At 73.9% G+C, this 15,687-nt stretch carries 13 protein-coding genes and 1 tRNA gene; 6 read left to right on the top strand and 8 right to left on the bottom strand.

What is annotated here, in order from left to right; translation table 11 throughout:
• Window positions 1-176: 176 nt before the first annotated feature.
• Window positions 177-1,166 carry a DMT family transporter gene (locus IO40_RS0121300; RefSeq protein WP_234336560.1) on the bottom strand — a complete coding sequence of 330 codons (990 nt, stop codon included), beginning with the start codon at window positions 1,164-1,166 and terminating at the stop codon, window positions 177-179.
• A gap of 37 nt (window positions 1,167-1,203) precedes the next feature.
• Here IO40_RS0121300 and IO40_RS0121295 point away from each other — a divergent pair, with 37 nt between their 5' ends.
• Entirely contained in the window at window positions 1,204-2,619 is a 1,416-nt protein-coding gene (locus IO40_RS0121295) for an aminotransferase-like domain-containing protein (RefSeq protein ID WP_031175935.1), read from the top strand.
• A 360-nt stretch (window positions 2,620-2,979) separates the two neighbouring features.
• On the opposite strand, the gene IO40_RS0121290 is transcribed toward IO40_RS0121295, so the two are convergent.
• A complete protein-coding gene (locus tag IO40_RS0121290) occupies window positions 2,980-3,825 on the bottom strand; it encodes an NAD(P)H-binding protein (protein WP_030405918.1) in 846 nt (281 codons plus the stop codon).
• Window positions 3,822-4,256, bottom strand: a complete 435-nt coding sequence (locus IO40_RS0121285) for a nuclear transport factor 2 family protein (RefSeq protein WP_031175934.1) — start codon at window positions 4,254-4,256, stop codon at window positions 3,822-3,824. The genes IO40_RS0121290 and IO40_RS0121285 overlap by 4 nt, the downstream gene beginning before the upstream one ends.
• Window positions 4,257-4,345: 89 nt before the next feature.
• Between IO40_RS0121285 and IO40_RS0121280 the strand changes: the two genes are divergently transcribed.
• Window positions 4,346-4,933, top strand: coding sequence for a TetR/AcrR family transcriptional regulator (locus IO40_RS0121280; protein WP_031175933.1), 588 nt, complete (start codon window positions 4,346-4,348; stop codon window positions 4,931-4,933).
• A gap of 154 nt (window positions 4,934-5,087) precedes the next feature.
• Here IO40_RS0121280 and IO40_RS34935 read toward each other — a convergent pair whose 3' ends face one another.
• Window positions 5,088-5,651 (bottom strand): TetR/AcrR family transcriptional regulator, encoded by a 564-nt coding sequence (locus IO40_RS34935; protein WP_051719288.1) that lies wholly within the window; start codon window positions 5,649-5,651, stop codon window positions 5,088-5,090.
• 317 nt (window positions 5,652-5,968) lie between these two features.
• Between IO40_RS34935 and IO40_RS0121270 the strand changes: the two genes are divergently transcribed.
• The 4 genes from IO40_RS0121270 to IO40_RS0121255 all read left to right on the top strand — a co-directional run bounded on the left by IO40_RS0121270 (window position 5,969) and on the right by IO40_RS0121255 (window position 11,648).
• Window positions 5,969-7,798 carry a flavin-containing monooxygenase gene (locus IO40_RS0121270; RefSeq protein WP_031175931.1) on the top strand — a complete coding sequence of 610 codons (1,830 nt, stop codon included), beginning with the start codon at window positions 5,969-5,971 and terminating at the stop codon, window positions 7,796-7,798.
• Between the two features lie 14 nt (window positions 7,799-7,812).
• Window positions 7,813-9,537, top strand: coding sequence for an NHL repeat-containing protein (locus IO40_RS0121265; RefSeq protein WP_031175930.1), 1,725 nt, complete (start codon window positions 7,813-7,815; stop codon window positions 9,535-9,537).
• A gap of 114 nt (window positions 9,538-9,651) precedes the next feature.
• Window positions 9,652-10,419, top strand: a complete 768-nt coding sequence (locus IO40_RS0121260; protein WP_031026237.1) for an SDR family NAD(P)-dependent oxidoreductase — start codon at window positions 9,652-9,654, stop codon at window positions 10,417-10,419.
• 125 nt (window positions 10,420-10,544) lie between these two features.
• The gene (locus IO40_RS0121255) at window positions 10,545-11,648 is read left to right on the top strand and encodes a GNAT family N-acetyltransferase (protein WP_041969087.1); all 1,104 of its coding nucleotides are present in this window, start codon (window positions 10,545-10,547) and stop codon (window positions 11,646-11,648) included.
• Between the two features lie 131 nt (window positions 11,649-11,779).
• On the opposite strand, the gene IO40_RS0121250 is transcribed toward IO40_RS0121255, so the two are convergent.
• The 4 genes from IO40_RS0121250 to eboE all read right to left on the bottom strand — a co-directional run bounded on the left by IO40_RS0121250 (window position 11,780) and on the right by eboE (window position 15,686).
• Window positions 11,780-11,864 (bottom strand) — tRNA-Leu (locus IO40_RS0121250).
• A gap of 129 nt (window positions 11,865-11,993) precedes the next feature.
• Complete coding sequence (locus IO40_RS0121245) at window positions 11,994-13,037, bottom strand: sugar phosphate isomerase/epimerase family protein (RefSeq protein ID WP_031175928.1); 1,044 nt, start codon at window positions 13,035-13,037, stop codon at window positions 11,994-11,996.
• Entirely contained in the window at window positions 13,037-14,419 is a 1,383-nt protein-coding gene (locus IO40_RS0121240) for an alkaline phosphatase family protein (protein WP_031175927.1), read from the bottom strand. Before IO40_RS0121240 ends, IO40_RS0121245 begins: the two co-directional genes overlap by 1 nt.
• Before the next feature lie 85 nt (window positions 14,420-14,504).
• A complete protein-coding gene (gene eboE / locus IO40_RS0121235; RefSeq protein ID WP_031175926.1) occupies window positions 14,505-15,686 on the bottom strand; it encodes a metabolite traffic protein EboE in 1,182 nt (393 codons plus the stop codon).
• Between the last annotated feature and the right edge of the window lies 1 nt (window position 15,687).

Raw genomic sequence — 15,687 nt, 5'->3', positions numbered from 1 at the left:
CGGGCGAGGCGGGCACGTGCGGCCGGACAGGACCGGGTGGTGCGGGGCGGCGCGCGGGCGGCCGGGCAGCGGCGGGTACGGGCCGCCCTCCGGGACGGGGCCGGACAGCCGGTCGGCACGGGTAGCCGGGCACTACGGGCGCCGGCGGCCGGGCGGGGCCGAGGTGCTGCGGGCCGCTACTCCGCTTCCGTGCCCGCGCGTATGCTCCCCTCCGCCACCGCCTCCGCGCCCGAGCCCGCACGCGGCTCCACACCCGTGCGCGCGTCCCCGCCCGCCGGCGCCGCGCGGCCCAGCCGGGTCCGTACGGCGGTGCCCGCGCAGCCGACCACGACGAGACCGCCCAGGACGGTGGGCCAGGTGAGGTGCTCGTGCAGGAGCAGCGCGGCCCAGCAGATGGTCAGCACCGGCTGGACGAGCTGGATCTGGCTGACCTGCGCCATCGGGCCGATGGCCAGCCCCCGGTACCAGGCGAAGAAGCCCAGGAACATGCTCACGACGCCGAGGTAGGCGAACGCGGCCCACTCGGCGGCGGAGCCGGTCGGCGGATGCTGCGCCATGGCGAGCACGGTGAGCGCGGTCATCACCGGGGCGGCCAGGACGAGGGCCCAGGAGATGGTCTGCCAGGCGCCGAGCTCGCGGGCGAGCAGCCCGCCTTCCGCGTAGCCGACACCCGCCGCGACGACGGAGCCGAACAGCAGCAGGTCCGACCAGTGCAGACCGCCCGGCCCGCCGCCCTGCAGGAAGGCGAACCCGACGGTGGCGGCGGCACCGACGCCGGCCATGGCCCAGAACGGCTTCGGGGGGCGTTCGTGCCCGCGGAGCACGGCCAGCACCGCCGTCGCGGCGGGCAGGAGCGCGATCACCACGGCACTGTGGCTCGCCGAGGCGGTGGTCAGCGCGTACGAGGTCAGCACCGGGAAGCCGACGACCACGCCGGCCGCGACGACCGCGAGCCGTCCCCACTGGAGACCGCGCGGCAGCCGCTGCCGGGTGACGGCGAGCGCGACGGCGGCGAGCAGTGCGGCGATCACCGCTCGGCCGCACCCGGTGAACAGCGCCGACATCCCGTCACCTGCGACGGCGACGCGGGTGAACGGCACGGTGAAGGAGAACGCCGTGACTCCGAGCAGACCCCACCACAGACCGGACCGGGCCGGGGGTAGCACCGGAGCGTCAGGAAGAGTAGCGCTACTATTAGATGTCATGCACAACGATAGCAGCGGGCGGATCGTCGCCGATCTTCGTGAGTGGATCGCGACGGCCCCGCCCGGCGCGAAACTGCCCTCCACCCGGGCTCTGGTCGCCGAGTACGGCGCGAGTCCGGTCACGGTGCAAAAGGCGCTGCGGGCCCTCGGGGCGCAAGGACTGGTGGAGAGCCGGCCGGGTGTGGGCACCTTCGTCCGGGCGGTCCGCGTCGCGCGGCCCCACGACTACGGGTGGCAGACGGCGGCCCTCGGCGCGCCGCCCCACCGTCTGCCGCGGCTGTCCGCCGCCTTGCGGACCACCCCCAACGACGTGATCGCGCTGCACTCGGGCTACCCGGACCGGGAGCTGCTGCCCGAACGCCTGGTGCGGGCCGCGTTCGGACGGGCGGCGCGCGGTGACTCCGCCGTCGGCCGGCCACCGGCCGCGGGACTGCCGGAGCTCCAGGCCTGGTTCGCGAACGAGCTGGCCACCGAGACGCCGCTCGGGGTCACCCCGCCCTCCCCCGGCGACATCGTCGTCTTCCCGGGCAGCCAGAGCGGGCTGAACACCGCCTTCCGGGCCCTCGTCGGCGCCGGGCGCCCGCTGCTGGTCGAGTCGCCGACCTACTGGGGGGCGATCCTGGCCGCCGCGCAGGCGGGGGTCCGTACGGTGCCCGTGCCCAGCGGAACGCACGGTCCCGACCCGGAGGCGCTGGCGCGGGCGTTCGCGCAGACCGGGGCACGGGCGTTCTACGCCCAGCCCCACTTCGCCAATCCCACCGGCGCCCGGTGGGCGCCCGGCCTCGCCGACCGGGTCCTGGATCTCGTCCGCGAGCACGGCGCGTTCCTGATCGAGGACGACTGGGCACACGACTTCGGGATCGACGCCGACCCGGTGCCGCTCGCCGCGCGCGACGACCAGGGGCACGTCGTCCACCTGCGCTCCCTGACCAAGAGCGTCTCCCCCGCCGTCCGGATCGCCGGGCTCATGGCCCGCGGGCCCGCCCGTGAACGCATCCTCGCCGACGCGCAGGCCGAGGCCATGTACGTCAGCGGGCTGCTCCAGACCGTCGCCCTCGACGTCGTGACGCAGCCGGCCTGGCGCACGCACCTGCGCAGCCTCCGCCACCAACTCGCCGCCCGGCGTGACGTGCTGCTCGGCGCACTGTGGGAGCACGTACCCGCGGCGCACGTCGAGACCGTGCCCCAGGGCGGGCTGAACCTGTGGGTCCGGCTGCCGGACACCACCGACCTGCCGCGGCTCGTCGCGGACTGCGAGAGCTCGGGGGTGGCCGTCGCCGCCGGGGGCGAGTGGTTCCCCGCCGAACCGACCGGCGCCTATCTGCGCCTCAACTACTCGGGGCCGAACCCGGGTGCCTTCCCCGAGGGCGCCCGCCTGCTCGGCCGGGCCCTCGCCCGGCAGGGGGCACGGTAGGGAAGGGCGCGTGCCAAGTCCCGTCCCGAGCCGTCACGTCACGCACGCGGGACGGCGCCGGACACGGACAACGGGGGGACACCGACAACGGGAAAGCCCCGTTCCTGCGTGTCGCAGGAACGGGGCTTTCCCGTACGGAGCGCCGGGCAGGCCTTGCACTTGCATTTCCCCGCAGGAAGCGGGGCGTCTTTCCTTAGACGACCGACGCACTGCCGACGGCCGCCGCTGCGGCCCGCCGTGCAAGATCAATCATAGGGGAGCCGCGCTCCTGATGCACATCGGGCTGACCGGGCACCATCAAGGAGCGCTGCCCGCGTCGGCGCGGCGGCCGGCCCGGAGTGCCGCCCGGCGGCGGCGCATTCACCGGGCGGACGACAACTCCCGTTCCGCGACGGTGCGGAAACTGTGCGGCGGACGGCCCGTCAGGCGCTGGACCGTGTCGGTGACGCGGTCCTCGGCCCCCTGCGCGATGGCGCCGTCCATGCCGGCCAGTATCCCGGCGAACTCCGCCGGGACCTCCGCCGCGAGACGGTCGCGCAACTGCGTCTGCGTCAGCCGGTGGTGGACCACCGGCCGGCCCGTCACCTCGGTGAGGACCGCCGCGACGTCGTCGTAGGAGAGGGCCTCGGGACCCGTGAGGACCAGATCGGTGTCCGGTGCCCGGTCGTCGGTCAGGGCCCGGACGGCGACCTCGGCGATGTCGTCCGCGTCGACGAAACCGACGCGGCCACTTCCCGTGGCGCTCCGGACCGTGCCGTCCTCGCGGATGCCACGGGCGTGCAGATGGTCGCCGGTGAAGTTCTGCATGAACCAGGAGGGGCGCAGCACGGCCCACTCGGGGAACAGCCCGGGCAGGGCCTGGTGCACCAGGCCGACCGCCGGTCCGCCGGAAGGCACGGCCGAGGAACTGAGGAGCACCGCACGGCGCACCCCTGCGGCACGGGCCTGCCGCAGGAAGGGCAGCATGACCGCGGCCGGGTCGGGATCGCCCACGGGCGGGACGAGATAGACGCGGTCCACGCCTTCCAGTGCCGGGGCGTGCGTGGCGGTGTCGTACCAGTCGAAGCGCACCGGTTCGGCGCCGGCGACCGGTGCGGCGCGCCGCGACGCGGCCTTCACACGGTGGCCCTCTGCGGTCAGCCGGGCGGCGGTGCGGCTGCCGGTGGTGCCGGTGGCACCCACGACCAGGACGGCGGGGGCGGTCACCGGCTGCTCCCCGCAAACTCGGCACCCGGCGCGACGGCGAGGGGGCTCCAGTAGTCGCGGTAGGAGGTGATGCGTCCGTCGTGGACGGTCACCACACCGACGTACCGCATATCGAAGGGGCTGTCGTCCGCGACGAGCCGGCCCACACCCCGCATCTCGACCACGATCGTCTCCGGCTCGGACGTCTGATGGATCACCACTTCGGGGAAGTCGTGCAGATCGATGTGGTCGGGATAGTGGCGCATGTAGGCGGCGACGGCCTGCTTGCCCTCCAGCCGTCGGGGCCAGTCGCCGTGGGCGAAGGGGAACTCCATGACGCCGTCCTCCGCCCACAAGTCGACCCATGCGGGGATGTCCTTGTCGAGCAGCAGACGCAGGCTGTGGCGGTACAGCTCCTCCGCCGGTGAGGGGAGTGAGGAGGGTTGGGGCATGACGCTTCCTTCCGCATAGAATACGGACCCGGAGTCCGCTTCACGCAACGATACGGACCCTTGGTCCGCTTTGCAAACGGAGGTACCGCGTGCCCGAGCGCAAACCCCGCAAGGACGCAGCCCGCAACCGGGCGGCCGTCCTGGCGGCAGCCGACAGCCTCTTCGCCGACTGCCGGAGCCCGGAGGACGTCACCATGGCCGACGTCGCCGCAGCCGCCGGCGTCGGCAAAGGCACGCTCTTCCGTGCCTTCGGCGACCGGACGGGGCTGATCCGCGCGCTGTACGAGGCCCGGCTCCAGCCGGTGGAGGAGGCGATCGGGAGCGGACCGCCGCCCCTCGGGCCGGCCACTCCCCCGGAGGAGCGCGCCCACGCCCTCCTCGACGCCGTGCTGTGCTTCAAGTTCGACAACCGGCACCTCGCGCTGGCCCTGGAGGGAGCCGGAAGCGGCAGCCCCTATCAAGCGGAGCACTACACCCGGTGGCACGCCCTGCTGAAGGGCATGCTGGAGGAGATCCCGGGCCTGGCCGGCGCCGACTTCGCCGCCCACGCACTGCTCGCCGCGACCCGCGCCGACCTCGTCGAGCATCTCGCGGGGCACGACGGCGTACCCCGCGAGGAGTTGCGCACCCGGCTCACGGTCTTCGTCACCCACGTCCTGCGCAGCCACACCGGGTAGCGCCCTCGCCCGGCACCACGGCGGACCCGGCCACCGCCGGGGCCCGCCGGCCCGCTCCCCGTCTCGATGGTGGCGGTCACGCTCCCGCCCGGCGCAGCCGGAAGGCACCCGCCCTCCGTGCCCCGCCGCACCCGGTACGGGCGGGCGCTCCCGTTCAGCGGCCGGTGAACAGGGTGCGGTGCAGCATGGCGCGTACGCGGCGGGCGAGACGTTCCCGGTCGGGCGCGTCGTGCGGCGGCGTCGCGGCCTCGGCCATCCTGAGCGCCGTCAGCACGTCCCCGGCCTCCACCTCGGGGTGGACGGTGCCGGCCTCCTTGCCCCGCGCCAGCAGCGGCTCGAACGCGCGCGTCGTCCGGGCGGCGAGCCCCTTGAACCAGGCGATGTCCGCCCCCGCGAGCACGTGCACGATGCCGCGGTCCCTCTCCTGCATGTCGAGGACGTAGCCGAACAGTTCCACGGCGCCGTCCGGTCGGTCCAGCAGGGCGGCGGCCCGCTCCTCGATGCGGTCCACGTTGGCCTCGAAGACGGTCGCCGCGAGCTCCTCCCGGGTGGCGAAGTTGCGGTACAGCGTCGTACGGCTGACCGCCGCGGCGCGTGCCACGTCCTCCAGCGGCACGTCGGGCCCCCGCTCCGCGAACAGCCGGCGGGCGGCCTCCAGCAGCCGCTCCCGATTGCGCGCGGCGTCGCGCCGCAGGGCCCGTCCGGTGTCCGTCGACATACGGGAAGGGTAGCGGCGGCCCTCCGGCCGGGACCGCCGGGGCCGGGGCCCCGCCAACCGCCGGGCCGGGCACGGCCGATGGGCGGACCGGACACGGGCGGGGACAGAACCGGCCAAGGCCGGGACGCGCACTGGCCAGGAACCGTACAGCTATGTACGGTTCCTGGGGTCGCGGTCGTTCCCGGCCTCCGCGAAGCCCTGCGCAGCACCAGTGGCCACGGGCCCGCTGCCCGTGCGGGGCGACGGCACGACCGCACGCCCGCCCGGCCCCCGGAACCGGCCGGCACCCGAGCCGCGAAAGGAGCGCACGCTCCCTGATGTCCGCACCTCCCACCGCGAACGGCGACGCACCGGCCGACCCGCCGGAAGGCGACTTCGACCTCCAGGCCCTCCGTGCGAAGTACCGGGCGGAGCGCGACCGGCGCATCCGCCCGGACGGAAACGCGCAGTACCGGCGCACGGAGGGAGAGTTCGGCTACTACGCCGAGGACCCCTACGCCGAACCCGACGTCCGCCGCGAGCCGCTGCACGACCGGGTCGAGGCGGTCGTGGTCGGCGGCGGTTTCGGCGGACTGCTGGCCGCCGCACGGCTGCGGCAGGCGGGCCTGGAGTCGATCCGGGTGATCGAGAAGGGCGGGGACTTCGGCGGCACCTGGTACTGGAACCGGTACCCGGGCATCCGCTGCGACATCGAGTCGTACATCTACATGCCGCTGCTCGAAGAGGTCGGCTACGTACCGAAGTGGCGCTACGCGCCGGGCGAGGAGATCCGGCAGCACGCGCGGGCCCTCGCACGGCACTTCGGCCTCTACGACGACGCCTGCTTCCGGACGGCGGTGACCCGACTGCGCTGGTGCGAGGACGACTCCGCATGGCTGGTGAGCACCGACCGGGGCGACGCCGTGCGGGCCCGCTACGTGGTGCTGGCCACCGGGACGCTCAGCCAGGCGAAGCTGCCGTCCATCCCGGGCATCGACACCTTCACGGGGCACACCTTCCACACCAGCCGCTGGGACTACGCCTACACGGGCGGCGACGCGTCGGGCGGCCTCCACGAACTCGCGGACAAGCGCGTCGCCCTCATCGGCACGGGCGCCACCGCCATCCAGGCCGTGCCGCACCTGGGCGCCGACGCCGGGCACCTGTACGTCTTCCAGCGGACGCCCTCCACGGTGGACGTACGTGACAACCGGCCCACCGACCCGCAGTGGGCCGCCTCCCTCGAACCGGGCTGGCAGCGCCGTCGCATGGAGAACTTCCTCGACGTCCTCTCCGGCGCCCCGGTGGACGAGGACCTGGTGAACGACGCCTGGACCGGCAGCGCACGCCTGCACGAGAAGCTCATCCCCACCGGCGCCGACGCACACCTGCCGCCCGAGGTGAGGGAACGGGCCTATGAGATCACCGACCACCGCAAGATGAACGAGCTGCGCGCCCGCGTGGACGCCGTCGTGACGGACCCGGCGACGGCCGAGAAGCTCAAACCGTGGTACCGCTACATGTGCAAGCGCCCCACGTTCAGCGACACCTACCTCCAGACCTTCAACCGGGACAACGTCACCCTGGTGGACACGGCCGACACCCACGGCGTGGAGCGGATCACCGAGACCTGTGTGGTGGTCGGCCCGGCCGAGTACGAGGTCGACTGCATCATCTTCGCGACGGGTTTCGAGGTCGGCGTCTCCGGCGTGCTGTCCGGCCGGCTCCCCGTGTACGGCAGGGGAGGCGTCTCGCTCCGGGAGGCGTGGCGCAACGGCCCGAAGACCCTCCACGGCTTCTGCAGCCACGGCTTCCCCAACCTCTTCCACCTCGGCCCGCTGCAGAAGGCCAGCTCCGTCAACTTCGTGCACGTCCTCGACGAACAGGCCCTGCACGTCGCCGAGATCGTCGCCGAGGCCCGCAGGCGCCGGGCACGCCGCATCGAGCCGAGCCCGCAGGCCGAGGACGGCTGGCTGGCGAGCCTGCGCGAGCACGCGCCGGACCTGCACAGGTTCCAGGCCGAATGCACGCCCGGCTACTACAACAACGAGGGCAAGCCGCGCGGACGCGATGACACGTACGCGCACGGACCCGTCGTCTTCCACGACCTGCTCCGCCGGTGGCGCTCGGACGGCGGCCTAAACGACGTCCTCGCCCCGGCCGAGTGAACGGGAGGCCCAGAGTGACGGAAGCGGCGGCATGGGCACGGCCCAGCAGATTCGACGACAGCGGCAACCGGCGGCCCACCTGCGCCCGTTGGCGGGCCGAACGGCTCAATCCGCCCCACCGGCTGTGGGGTTCCAACGGCGTCGCCTTCGGCCCCGACGGACGGCTGTACGTCGCGGAGTATCTGGCGGGGCGCATCAGCGCGGTGGACCCGGCGACCGGGGATGTGGACGTCGTCGTACCGATGGACAGCCCGGTGCAGTCCCCGGACGACCTGGCCTTCGGCGCGGACGGCTCCATGTACATCGCCGATCTGGTACCGGGCCGGGTGTGGCGCCGCAGCCCCGAGGGCGCGTACACCCTGGTCTCCGACCGGGTGCGGATGCCCAACGGCATCACATGCGCCGGCGACAGGCTCTTCGTCAACGAGATGCTGCCGGGCGGACGGCTGGTGGAGCTGTTCCCCGACGGCGGCGATCCCGTGGTCCTCACCGACGATCTGGCCATGGGCAACGCCATGCAGCGCGGTCCGGACGGCCATCTGTACTACCCGCACATGCTCACCGGCGAGGTGTGGCGCATCCCGGCCGACGGCGGGCAGGCCGAGGTGGTGGCCCGCCAGGTGCACGAGCCGGTCGCCGTCCGCTTCGACCGAGGCGGCGTCCTGCACGTCCTCTCCCGCGGCGTCGAGGGCATCGTGACCCGCATCGACCTGCACGGCAGCGGGTCGCGGACCCAGGTCGTCAGCGGTCTGACGGGGCTGGACAACGCGGCCTTCGACGGCGAGAACCGTATGTTCGTCTCCAGCTACGCCGGCGGCGGCATCACGGAACTGCGTCCCGACGGCCGCACCCGCGAGATCGTCCCCCGGGGTCTGGGCGGCCCCTACGGTGTGACCGTCGACCTCGGCGGCACCGTGTACGCGGGCGACCACTACCGCCTCGCCACCCCGGCGGCCACGCACGAGGGCGAACCCGTCCGGCTCCCCGCGGCGAGCGGCACGGGCGGCGGCGTGGCCTCCCTCACCTTCCTGCCGCCGTTCGTACACGGCGTGGTAGCGGCCGGCGGCCTGGTCCACAGCACCTCGCAGTACGGGGAGGTGCACACCCACGACCTCGCGCACGACACGACCCGGCTGCGCGCGAAGGGCCTGGACGAGCCCCGCGGAATCGCCGTCGCGCCCGACAGCTCGCTCGTCGTCGCGGAGGCCGGGGCCGCCCGGATCGTCACCGTCGACGCGAGCGACACCGTCACCGTGCTCGCCGAAGGCGCCGGCCGTCCCGTGGACGTCGCCCTCGACGCGGAGGGAGGCGTCTACGTCAGTGACGAGTCGCACGGTGCGGTGCTGCGCGTCGAGGACGGAGAACTGCGCACCGTCGTGGACGGGCTCGGAGCGCCACAGGGCCTGGCGGTCCTCGGGGACGAGCTGTTCGTCGTGGAGGCCGCATACCGCCGGCTCCGGTCCGTCTCCCTCACCACGGCGGAAAGCCGCATCGACGCGGAGGACCTGCCCCTGGGACCGCCGCCGGGCACCGTGCCGCGCGCCCGGCCCGCCCTCTTCGCCCACGGCATGCCCGGCGTCCCCCGCCTCTTCGCCGGCCTGGCAGCCGCCCCCGACGGCTCCCTCCTTCTCGCCGCCAACGGCGACGGAACGGTACTGCGCCTCACCCCGGTACGGGCGCAAGACGAGGCCCCCGGGGCGCGGGAGAGCCCGGCACCGGGTACGGCGTCCGAGAAGTGACAGCGCGCACGGACGGGCAGGCCGCAGGTGCCCCGGCGCCGGGCGAAGGTGCCGGGCCCGCACGCCGGTACTCGCCGGCCCTCACCCCTCACCACGGACAGGAGAGAGCAGCACATGAACACCTCCGGCGAGTTCGCCGACCGCGGTGTGGTCGTCACCGGAGCCGCCTCCGGCATAGGCCGGGCGACCGCCCTCGCGTTCGCGGAGCGCGGCGCTCGGGTGACCGTCGCCGATCTCGACGCCGAGGGTGCCGCCGCAGTCGTCGAGGAGATCGAGGGGGCCGGGGGCGGGGCGGTCGCCGTCGTCGGAGACCTCGGTGAACAGACCGTCGTGGACACGGTCGTCGACACGGCTGTGCGGCAGTTCGGCGGCATCGACGTGCTGGTCAACAACGCCGGAATCATGGACAGCATGTCGGCCCTCGCCGAGGTGACCGACGCCGAGTGGGAGCGGCTCATCCGCGTCAACCTGACCGCGCCGTTCCGCCTCACCCGGGCCGCGCTGCCCCATATGCTGCGGGCGGGACGGGGCGCGATCGTCTTCACGGCGTCGGAGGCGGCCTTGCGCGGATCGGCCGCGGGTGCCGCGTACACCGCCGCCAAACACGGTGTCGTGGGCCTGACCAAGTCGCTGGCCGTCATGTACCGCACCACGGGCGTGCGTGCCAACGCGATAGCCCCGGGCGGCACCGTCACCGGCATCCGGCTCGACACCGACCCCGAGGCCCACGGACCGCGCACCCTCGCCCCCTACATGGGCAACGTCGGCCGGCCCGCCGACGCGGAGACCCAGGCGGCGGCCATCGTGTTCCTCGCCTCGGACGCGGCGAGGAACATCAACGGCGCCGTCCTGCCGGTGGACGGCGGCTGGTCCGCGGTCTGAGGCCACCGTCGCCGGACGACGCGGCGCCGGGGCGGGTCCCGGCGCGGCGTTCCCGGCGCCGCGTGGCGGCCCGCACGGAACAAAGCGTTGGCCGGGTCTCACGGCGAGCCCTACACTCGCCGCGCATGGAGACAGCGGCGCGCGACGCCAACTCAGGCAGCCCCACGGACGGTTGGGCGGACGACGTGGACGCCACGGTGGCCGCCGTCACCACCGCGCTGCGCGCGGTGGTGGACGAGGACTGGTCGGTGCCCGCGCACGGACTGGAGTGGAGCTGCCGGGAGACGGCCGTCCACCTCGCCGACGACTTCGTCGGCTACGCCACCCAGCTGACGGGCAGGGCGGCCGAGGGATACGCCCCCTTCGAGATCGTCGCCGTACCCGGCACGGACCCGCGGGGACTCGCGCGCATCGTGCACGCCACCGGCGGACTGCTCAGCGCCGCCGTCCGTACGACGCCCCCGCAGGTGCGCGGCTGGCACCCCTACGGCGCGGCCGGCCCCGACGGGTTCGCCGCGATGGGCATCGTCGAGGCGCTGGTGCACACCCACGACATCACCGCCGCGTTCCCCGGCACCCCCTGGAAACCCCCGGCGCGGCTGTGCGAACGCGTCCTGGACCGCCTCTTCCCCCACGTGCCGCGCCCGGAGGGTGCCGACCCCTGGCAGCGGCTGCTGTACGCCACCGGCCGGCCCGCAGACGGGAGCGAGCCGCCCCTCACGGCCTGGCGCTGGTACGCCGCCCCGCTCCGCACCGAACGGCTGCTGCTGTGCGAGCTGTCGCCTCCTCTGGCGGCGGACCTGAGCGAGGGCGGCAGCGGCGGCTTCAGCTGGGCCGGCAACGGCCCCGAGGAGGGCACGAGGACCGCCGCCGGCATGGTGGCGAGCGCCGCGGAGGAGGGCTCCCACCGGCCGGGCTGGGGCACCTATGTGATCGTCCGCGCCGAGGACGGGCGTGCTGTCGGCGGCATCGGCTTCCACGCCCCGCCGGACGCGCACGGCATGGTGGAGACCGGCTACGACGTGGTCACCGCGGCCCGCGGCCAGGGCTGTGCCACGGAAGCGCTGACCGCACTGGCCGGCTGGGCCCTCGCCGACCCGTCGGTGCGGCTCGTCCGGGCCCGCGCCGCCCACACCAACGCCGCCTCCCACGCGGTCCTGACAAAAGCCGGCTTCCGAGCAGCGGGCTGCGACGAGGAAACCGTCCTGTACGAGAAGCCGGGAGGGTGAAACGAGCTGCGCAGCCGCTCCCGCCGAGGAGCCGGGGCGGCGCCGGCCGTGCTCCCGCGACGTCCGCCGTGCCCGTGGGCACAGGTTCCAGAAACAGAAAGACCCCAGGTGAGCTGGGGTCTTTTCCGGTGTGTCCGAGGGGGGACTCGAACCCCCACGCCCGATAAAGGGCACTAGCACCTCAAGCTAGCGCGTCTACCATTCCGCCACCCGGACCGGGCTGTGCCACGGAGCTGGGCTGCCGTGGCGACGCCCGTAACGATACCAAGGGTTTGGAGTGCTTCTCACCTGGGTTTGCTGGTGAATGGTGGTGATATGCGCCATTCACCGGGGATGTCCTCTCCGCTACCGCTTGCCGCGCAGGTACGCCGCGGAGCGGCGGGCCGAGGTGAGGGAGCCGGCGGGGTTGGCGGCGGGGTCGACGGCGTCGTCCCGTTCCATCAGCCAGTGGTGGCCGGCCCGGCCGCGGTGGCGGCGCAGCACGGTGTCCACGAAGTGCTCGTAGTCGATGTCGCCGTCACCGACGTCCACCATGTGGTAGCCGTCCGGTGACGCTTCGTCGTGTTCGCCGTCCTTGACGTGGAAGAGGGGGTAGCGGTGGGGGTGGGCCAGCACGTAGTCGAGGGGGTCGAAGGGGGCGGGCGTGCCGTCGGGGCGGACGCTGAAGCGGTGCTGTCCGGCGTACGCCCAGTAGATGTCCATCTCCAGGTGGACCAGCTCGGGGTCGGTCTCGGCCAGCAGCACGTCGTAGAGGCGGATGTGCGGCTTGTCCTCGGCGAAGCCGAATTCCATCTGGTGGTTGTGCTGGTAGAACTTCAGTCCGCGGGCGCGGGCCGCCGCGCCGTAGGTGTTGAAGTCCTCGGCGGCGCGCTTCCACGCGTCCACGGTGCGGCCGTAGCGGTCCGGGCTCGCCGCGGTGCCCACGTGCGGGAGGCCGAGGGCCGCCGCGTCGTCGACGACCTTCTCCAGCTGGGTGGCGAAGGTGTAGGCGGCCGGGTCGGTGGACCAGTAGCCGACGTGGCTGCCGATGCCGCGCAGGCCGTGGTCCCGCATCAGCCGTTTGAGGCCGCGCAGCGTGATCTCGCCGGTGCCCTGGGTGTACCCGGCGAACTCCACCGAGTCGTACCCGTAGCGCTCCAGTGCCCGGAAGACGGGGGCGAAGCCCAGCTTCTGGATCTGGTCGCGGACGGTGTACAACTGGATGCCCAGTTTGCCGCGGGGCACGATCGGGCGGTGCCCGTGCGCCTGCCCGGTGGCCGGGCCCGGGGCGGCGGTCGCCGTGCCGGGGCTGAGGAGGGCCGCGGCCGTGGCGCCGGCGGCGACGCCGAGGAAGCCGCGGCGGCGCAGCTTGCGGTCGAGTTCGGGGTGCTCGGAGTGTGCGGATCTCATCAGGCGTCTCCCAGTGCGAGGTCGAGAAGCAGGCGCTTCACGTCGGTGGCGGGGAACGGTTCGCGGGACGCGAGGGCGTCGGGGCGGGAGCAGAGCAGGACGGGGCCGTCCTCGGTGCGGTCGGGCAGCCGGCCGTGGCTGCCGCGGATCGGGGAGGGGTCCAGGGGGACGACGGCCATGCGGTAGCGCAGGCCGGCTTTCTTGCGGGCCAGCGCGGCGGCGGCGCGGAGCCGGACGTAGGGGTCGTGCGGGTCCATGAAGAGTTCGACCGGGTCGTAGCCGGGTTTGCGGTGGATCTCCACGAGCCGGGCGAAGTCGGGGGCGCGGCGGTCGTCGAGCCAGTAGTAGTAGGTGAACCAGGCGTCGGCCTCGGCGACGGCGACCAGTTCGCCCGCGCGGGGGTGGTCGAGGCCGGCCTCTTTCTTGCCGCTGTCGTCCAGCAGCCGCTCCAGACCGGGCAGTCCCGTCAGCGCCTCGCGGGTGGCGGGCAGGTCGGCGGGGTCGCGGACGTAGACGTGGGCGAGCTGGTGGTCGGCGACGGCGAAGGCGCGGGAGGTCCACGGGTCGAGGTACTCCATGCCGTCCTGGGTGTGGACGTTCAGCAGCCCGGCGCGGCGCAGCACCCGGTTGATGTCCACGTGGCGGCGCACCGGGGTGATGCCGTACTCGGAGAGGGCGACGACGGTGCGGCCCTCGGCGCGGGCGTCGGCGAGCAGGGGTGCGAGTGCGGCGTCCACGTCGGCGGCGGCGCGGTGGGCGCGCGGGTCGTCGGGGCCGTACCGCTGGAGATCGTAGTCGAGGTGGGGGACGTAGGCCAGGGCCAGGTCGGGGCGGCGGGTGCGCAGGATGTGCCGGGTGGCGCCGATGATCCACTGTGAGGAGGTGAGGTCCGCGCCGGGGCCCCAGAAGGTGAAGAGCGGGAAGTCGCCCAGTTCGGCCACGAGTTCGTCGTGGAGGGCGGGCGGCCGGGTGTAGCAGTCGGGTTCCTTGCGGCCGTCGGCGTAGTAGATGGGGCGGGGCGTGACCGTCCAGTCGACGTCGGCGCCCATCGCGTACCACCAGCAGATGTTCGCCACCGTGTAGCCGGGCTGCCGCGCGCAGGCGGCGTGCCAGAGTTTCTCGCCGTCGACCAGGGCGTTGTGCTGCCGCCACAGCAGGACGTCGCCCAGTTCGCGGAAGTACCAGCCGTTGCCGACGATGCCGTGCCCGGCGGGGAGTTCGCCGGTCAGGAACGTGGACTGGGCGGCGCAGGTGACGGCGGGCAGGACGGTGCCCAGCGGAGCCCGGGAGCCGTTCTCGGCGAGTGCGCTCAGGTTCGGCATGTGGGCCAGCAGGGCGGGGGTGAGGCCCACGACGTCGATGACCAGCAGGGGTGTCGTCACCGCGCTCCCCCGTCCGTTTCCCGTCCCGTGCGACGTGCTGCGGCGTGGGTCGTGGCGTGCCGTCCGGTGGCCGTGGGTGTCCGGTTCACGGCAGCTCCTTGAGTCCGAGGTCGACGAGCAGGTCCCGGGCCGTGGACAGTTCGGCGGCGAGGCCGTCCGCGAGCTGCGCGCGGGTGGTGGGCCGCAGCGCGGTCGGCAGGGCCTGCCAGGTGTAGGTCTCCACCTCAAGGTGCCGGGTGAGGGGGGCCGGTCCGCCGACGAGCTGCTCCAGCGTCCGGCGCAGCACGGGCGTGGTGGCCGTCAGCGGCGGGCTGAGCGGGGCGTGCAGGGGGACGTGGAAGTGCGAGCGCCAGGGGCCGGTGACGGGCAGGGCGCCGGGGGCCAGGGCGCGGTCGAGGTCGTCGGTGGCGCGCAGGGCGCCGGTGGGGGTCAGGGCGCGGGTCTGGTGCAGGAAGCGCGGCTCGGCGAACTCGGCGAGGGCCGCGCGGACTTCGGGGCGCTCGGGATGCTCGGCGTGCAGGGCGGCGGAGAGCTGGGTCTTGACGACGGACAGCCCGGCGCCGGTGAGCCGTGCCACGGCCTCGGCGGGGTCCTCGAAGGCGGTGGCCAGGTGGCAGGTGTCCACGCAGACGCCGATGCGGTGGGCGGGCGGGGCGTCGTCGCCTGTGAGGGCGGCGACGGCGTCGGCGGTCGTCTCGACGGTGCAGCCGGGTTCGGGCTCCAGGCCGACGCGGATGGTGCGCCCGGTCAGTTCCTCCAGCGCGTCGAGCCGGGCGGCGAGGGTGTGCAGGCGGCTGAGCGCCCGGTGCCGGGCCTCCGCGTCGAAGCCGGTGCGCCAGGCCAGCGGCAGCGTGGAGATGCTGCCTTCGCGTACGTCGTCGGGGAGCAGCGCGGCCAGCAGCCGGACCAGGTCGGTGGTGTGGTCCAGGCGGGCGTCGTCGGTCCAGTCGGGGCGGTAGACGCGGTATTTGACGTGTTCGTCGCCGAAGCCCTGGTAGGGGAAGCCGTTGAGGGTGACGACCTCCAGTCCGGCCCTCTCCAGTCCGGCGCGCAGCCGCCGTACCGCGGCCGGGTCGTCGGTGAGGGTGCGGGCCGCGTCGCGGGCCAGCCACAGGCCGATGCCGAGCCGGTCGCGGTGCAGTCGGCGGCGTACGGGTTCGGCGTACTCGGTCAGTTGGCGCAGGACGCCGTCGAGCTGCTCGGCGGCGTGCACGTTGGTGCAGTAGGCGAGGTGGACGACGGAGCCGTCGGGGTGGCGGAATCGCATG

It is taken from the genome of Streptomyces albus subsp. albus (genome assembly GCF_000725885.1).
GTDB lineage: Bacteria > Actinomycetota > Actinomycetes > Streptomycetales > Streptomycetaceae > Streptomyces > Streptomyces albus.
Note: the sequence above shows the minus strand (reverse complement) of the source record. Positions and strands in the feature narration are given on the sequence as shown.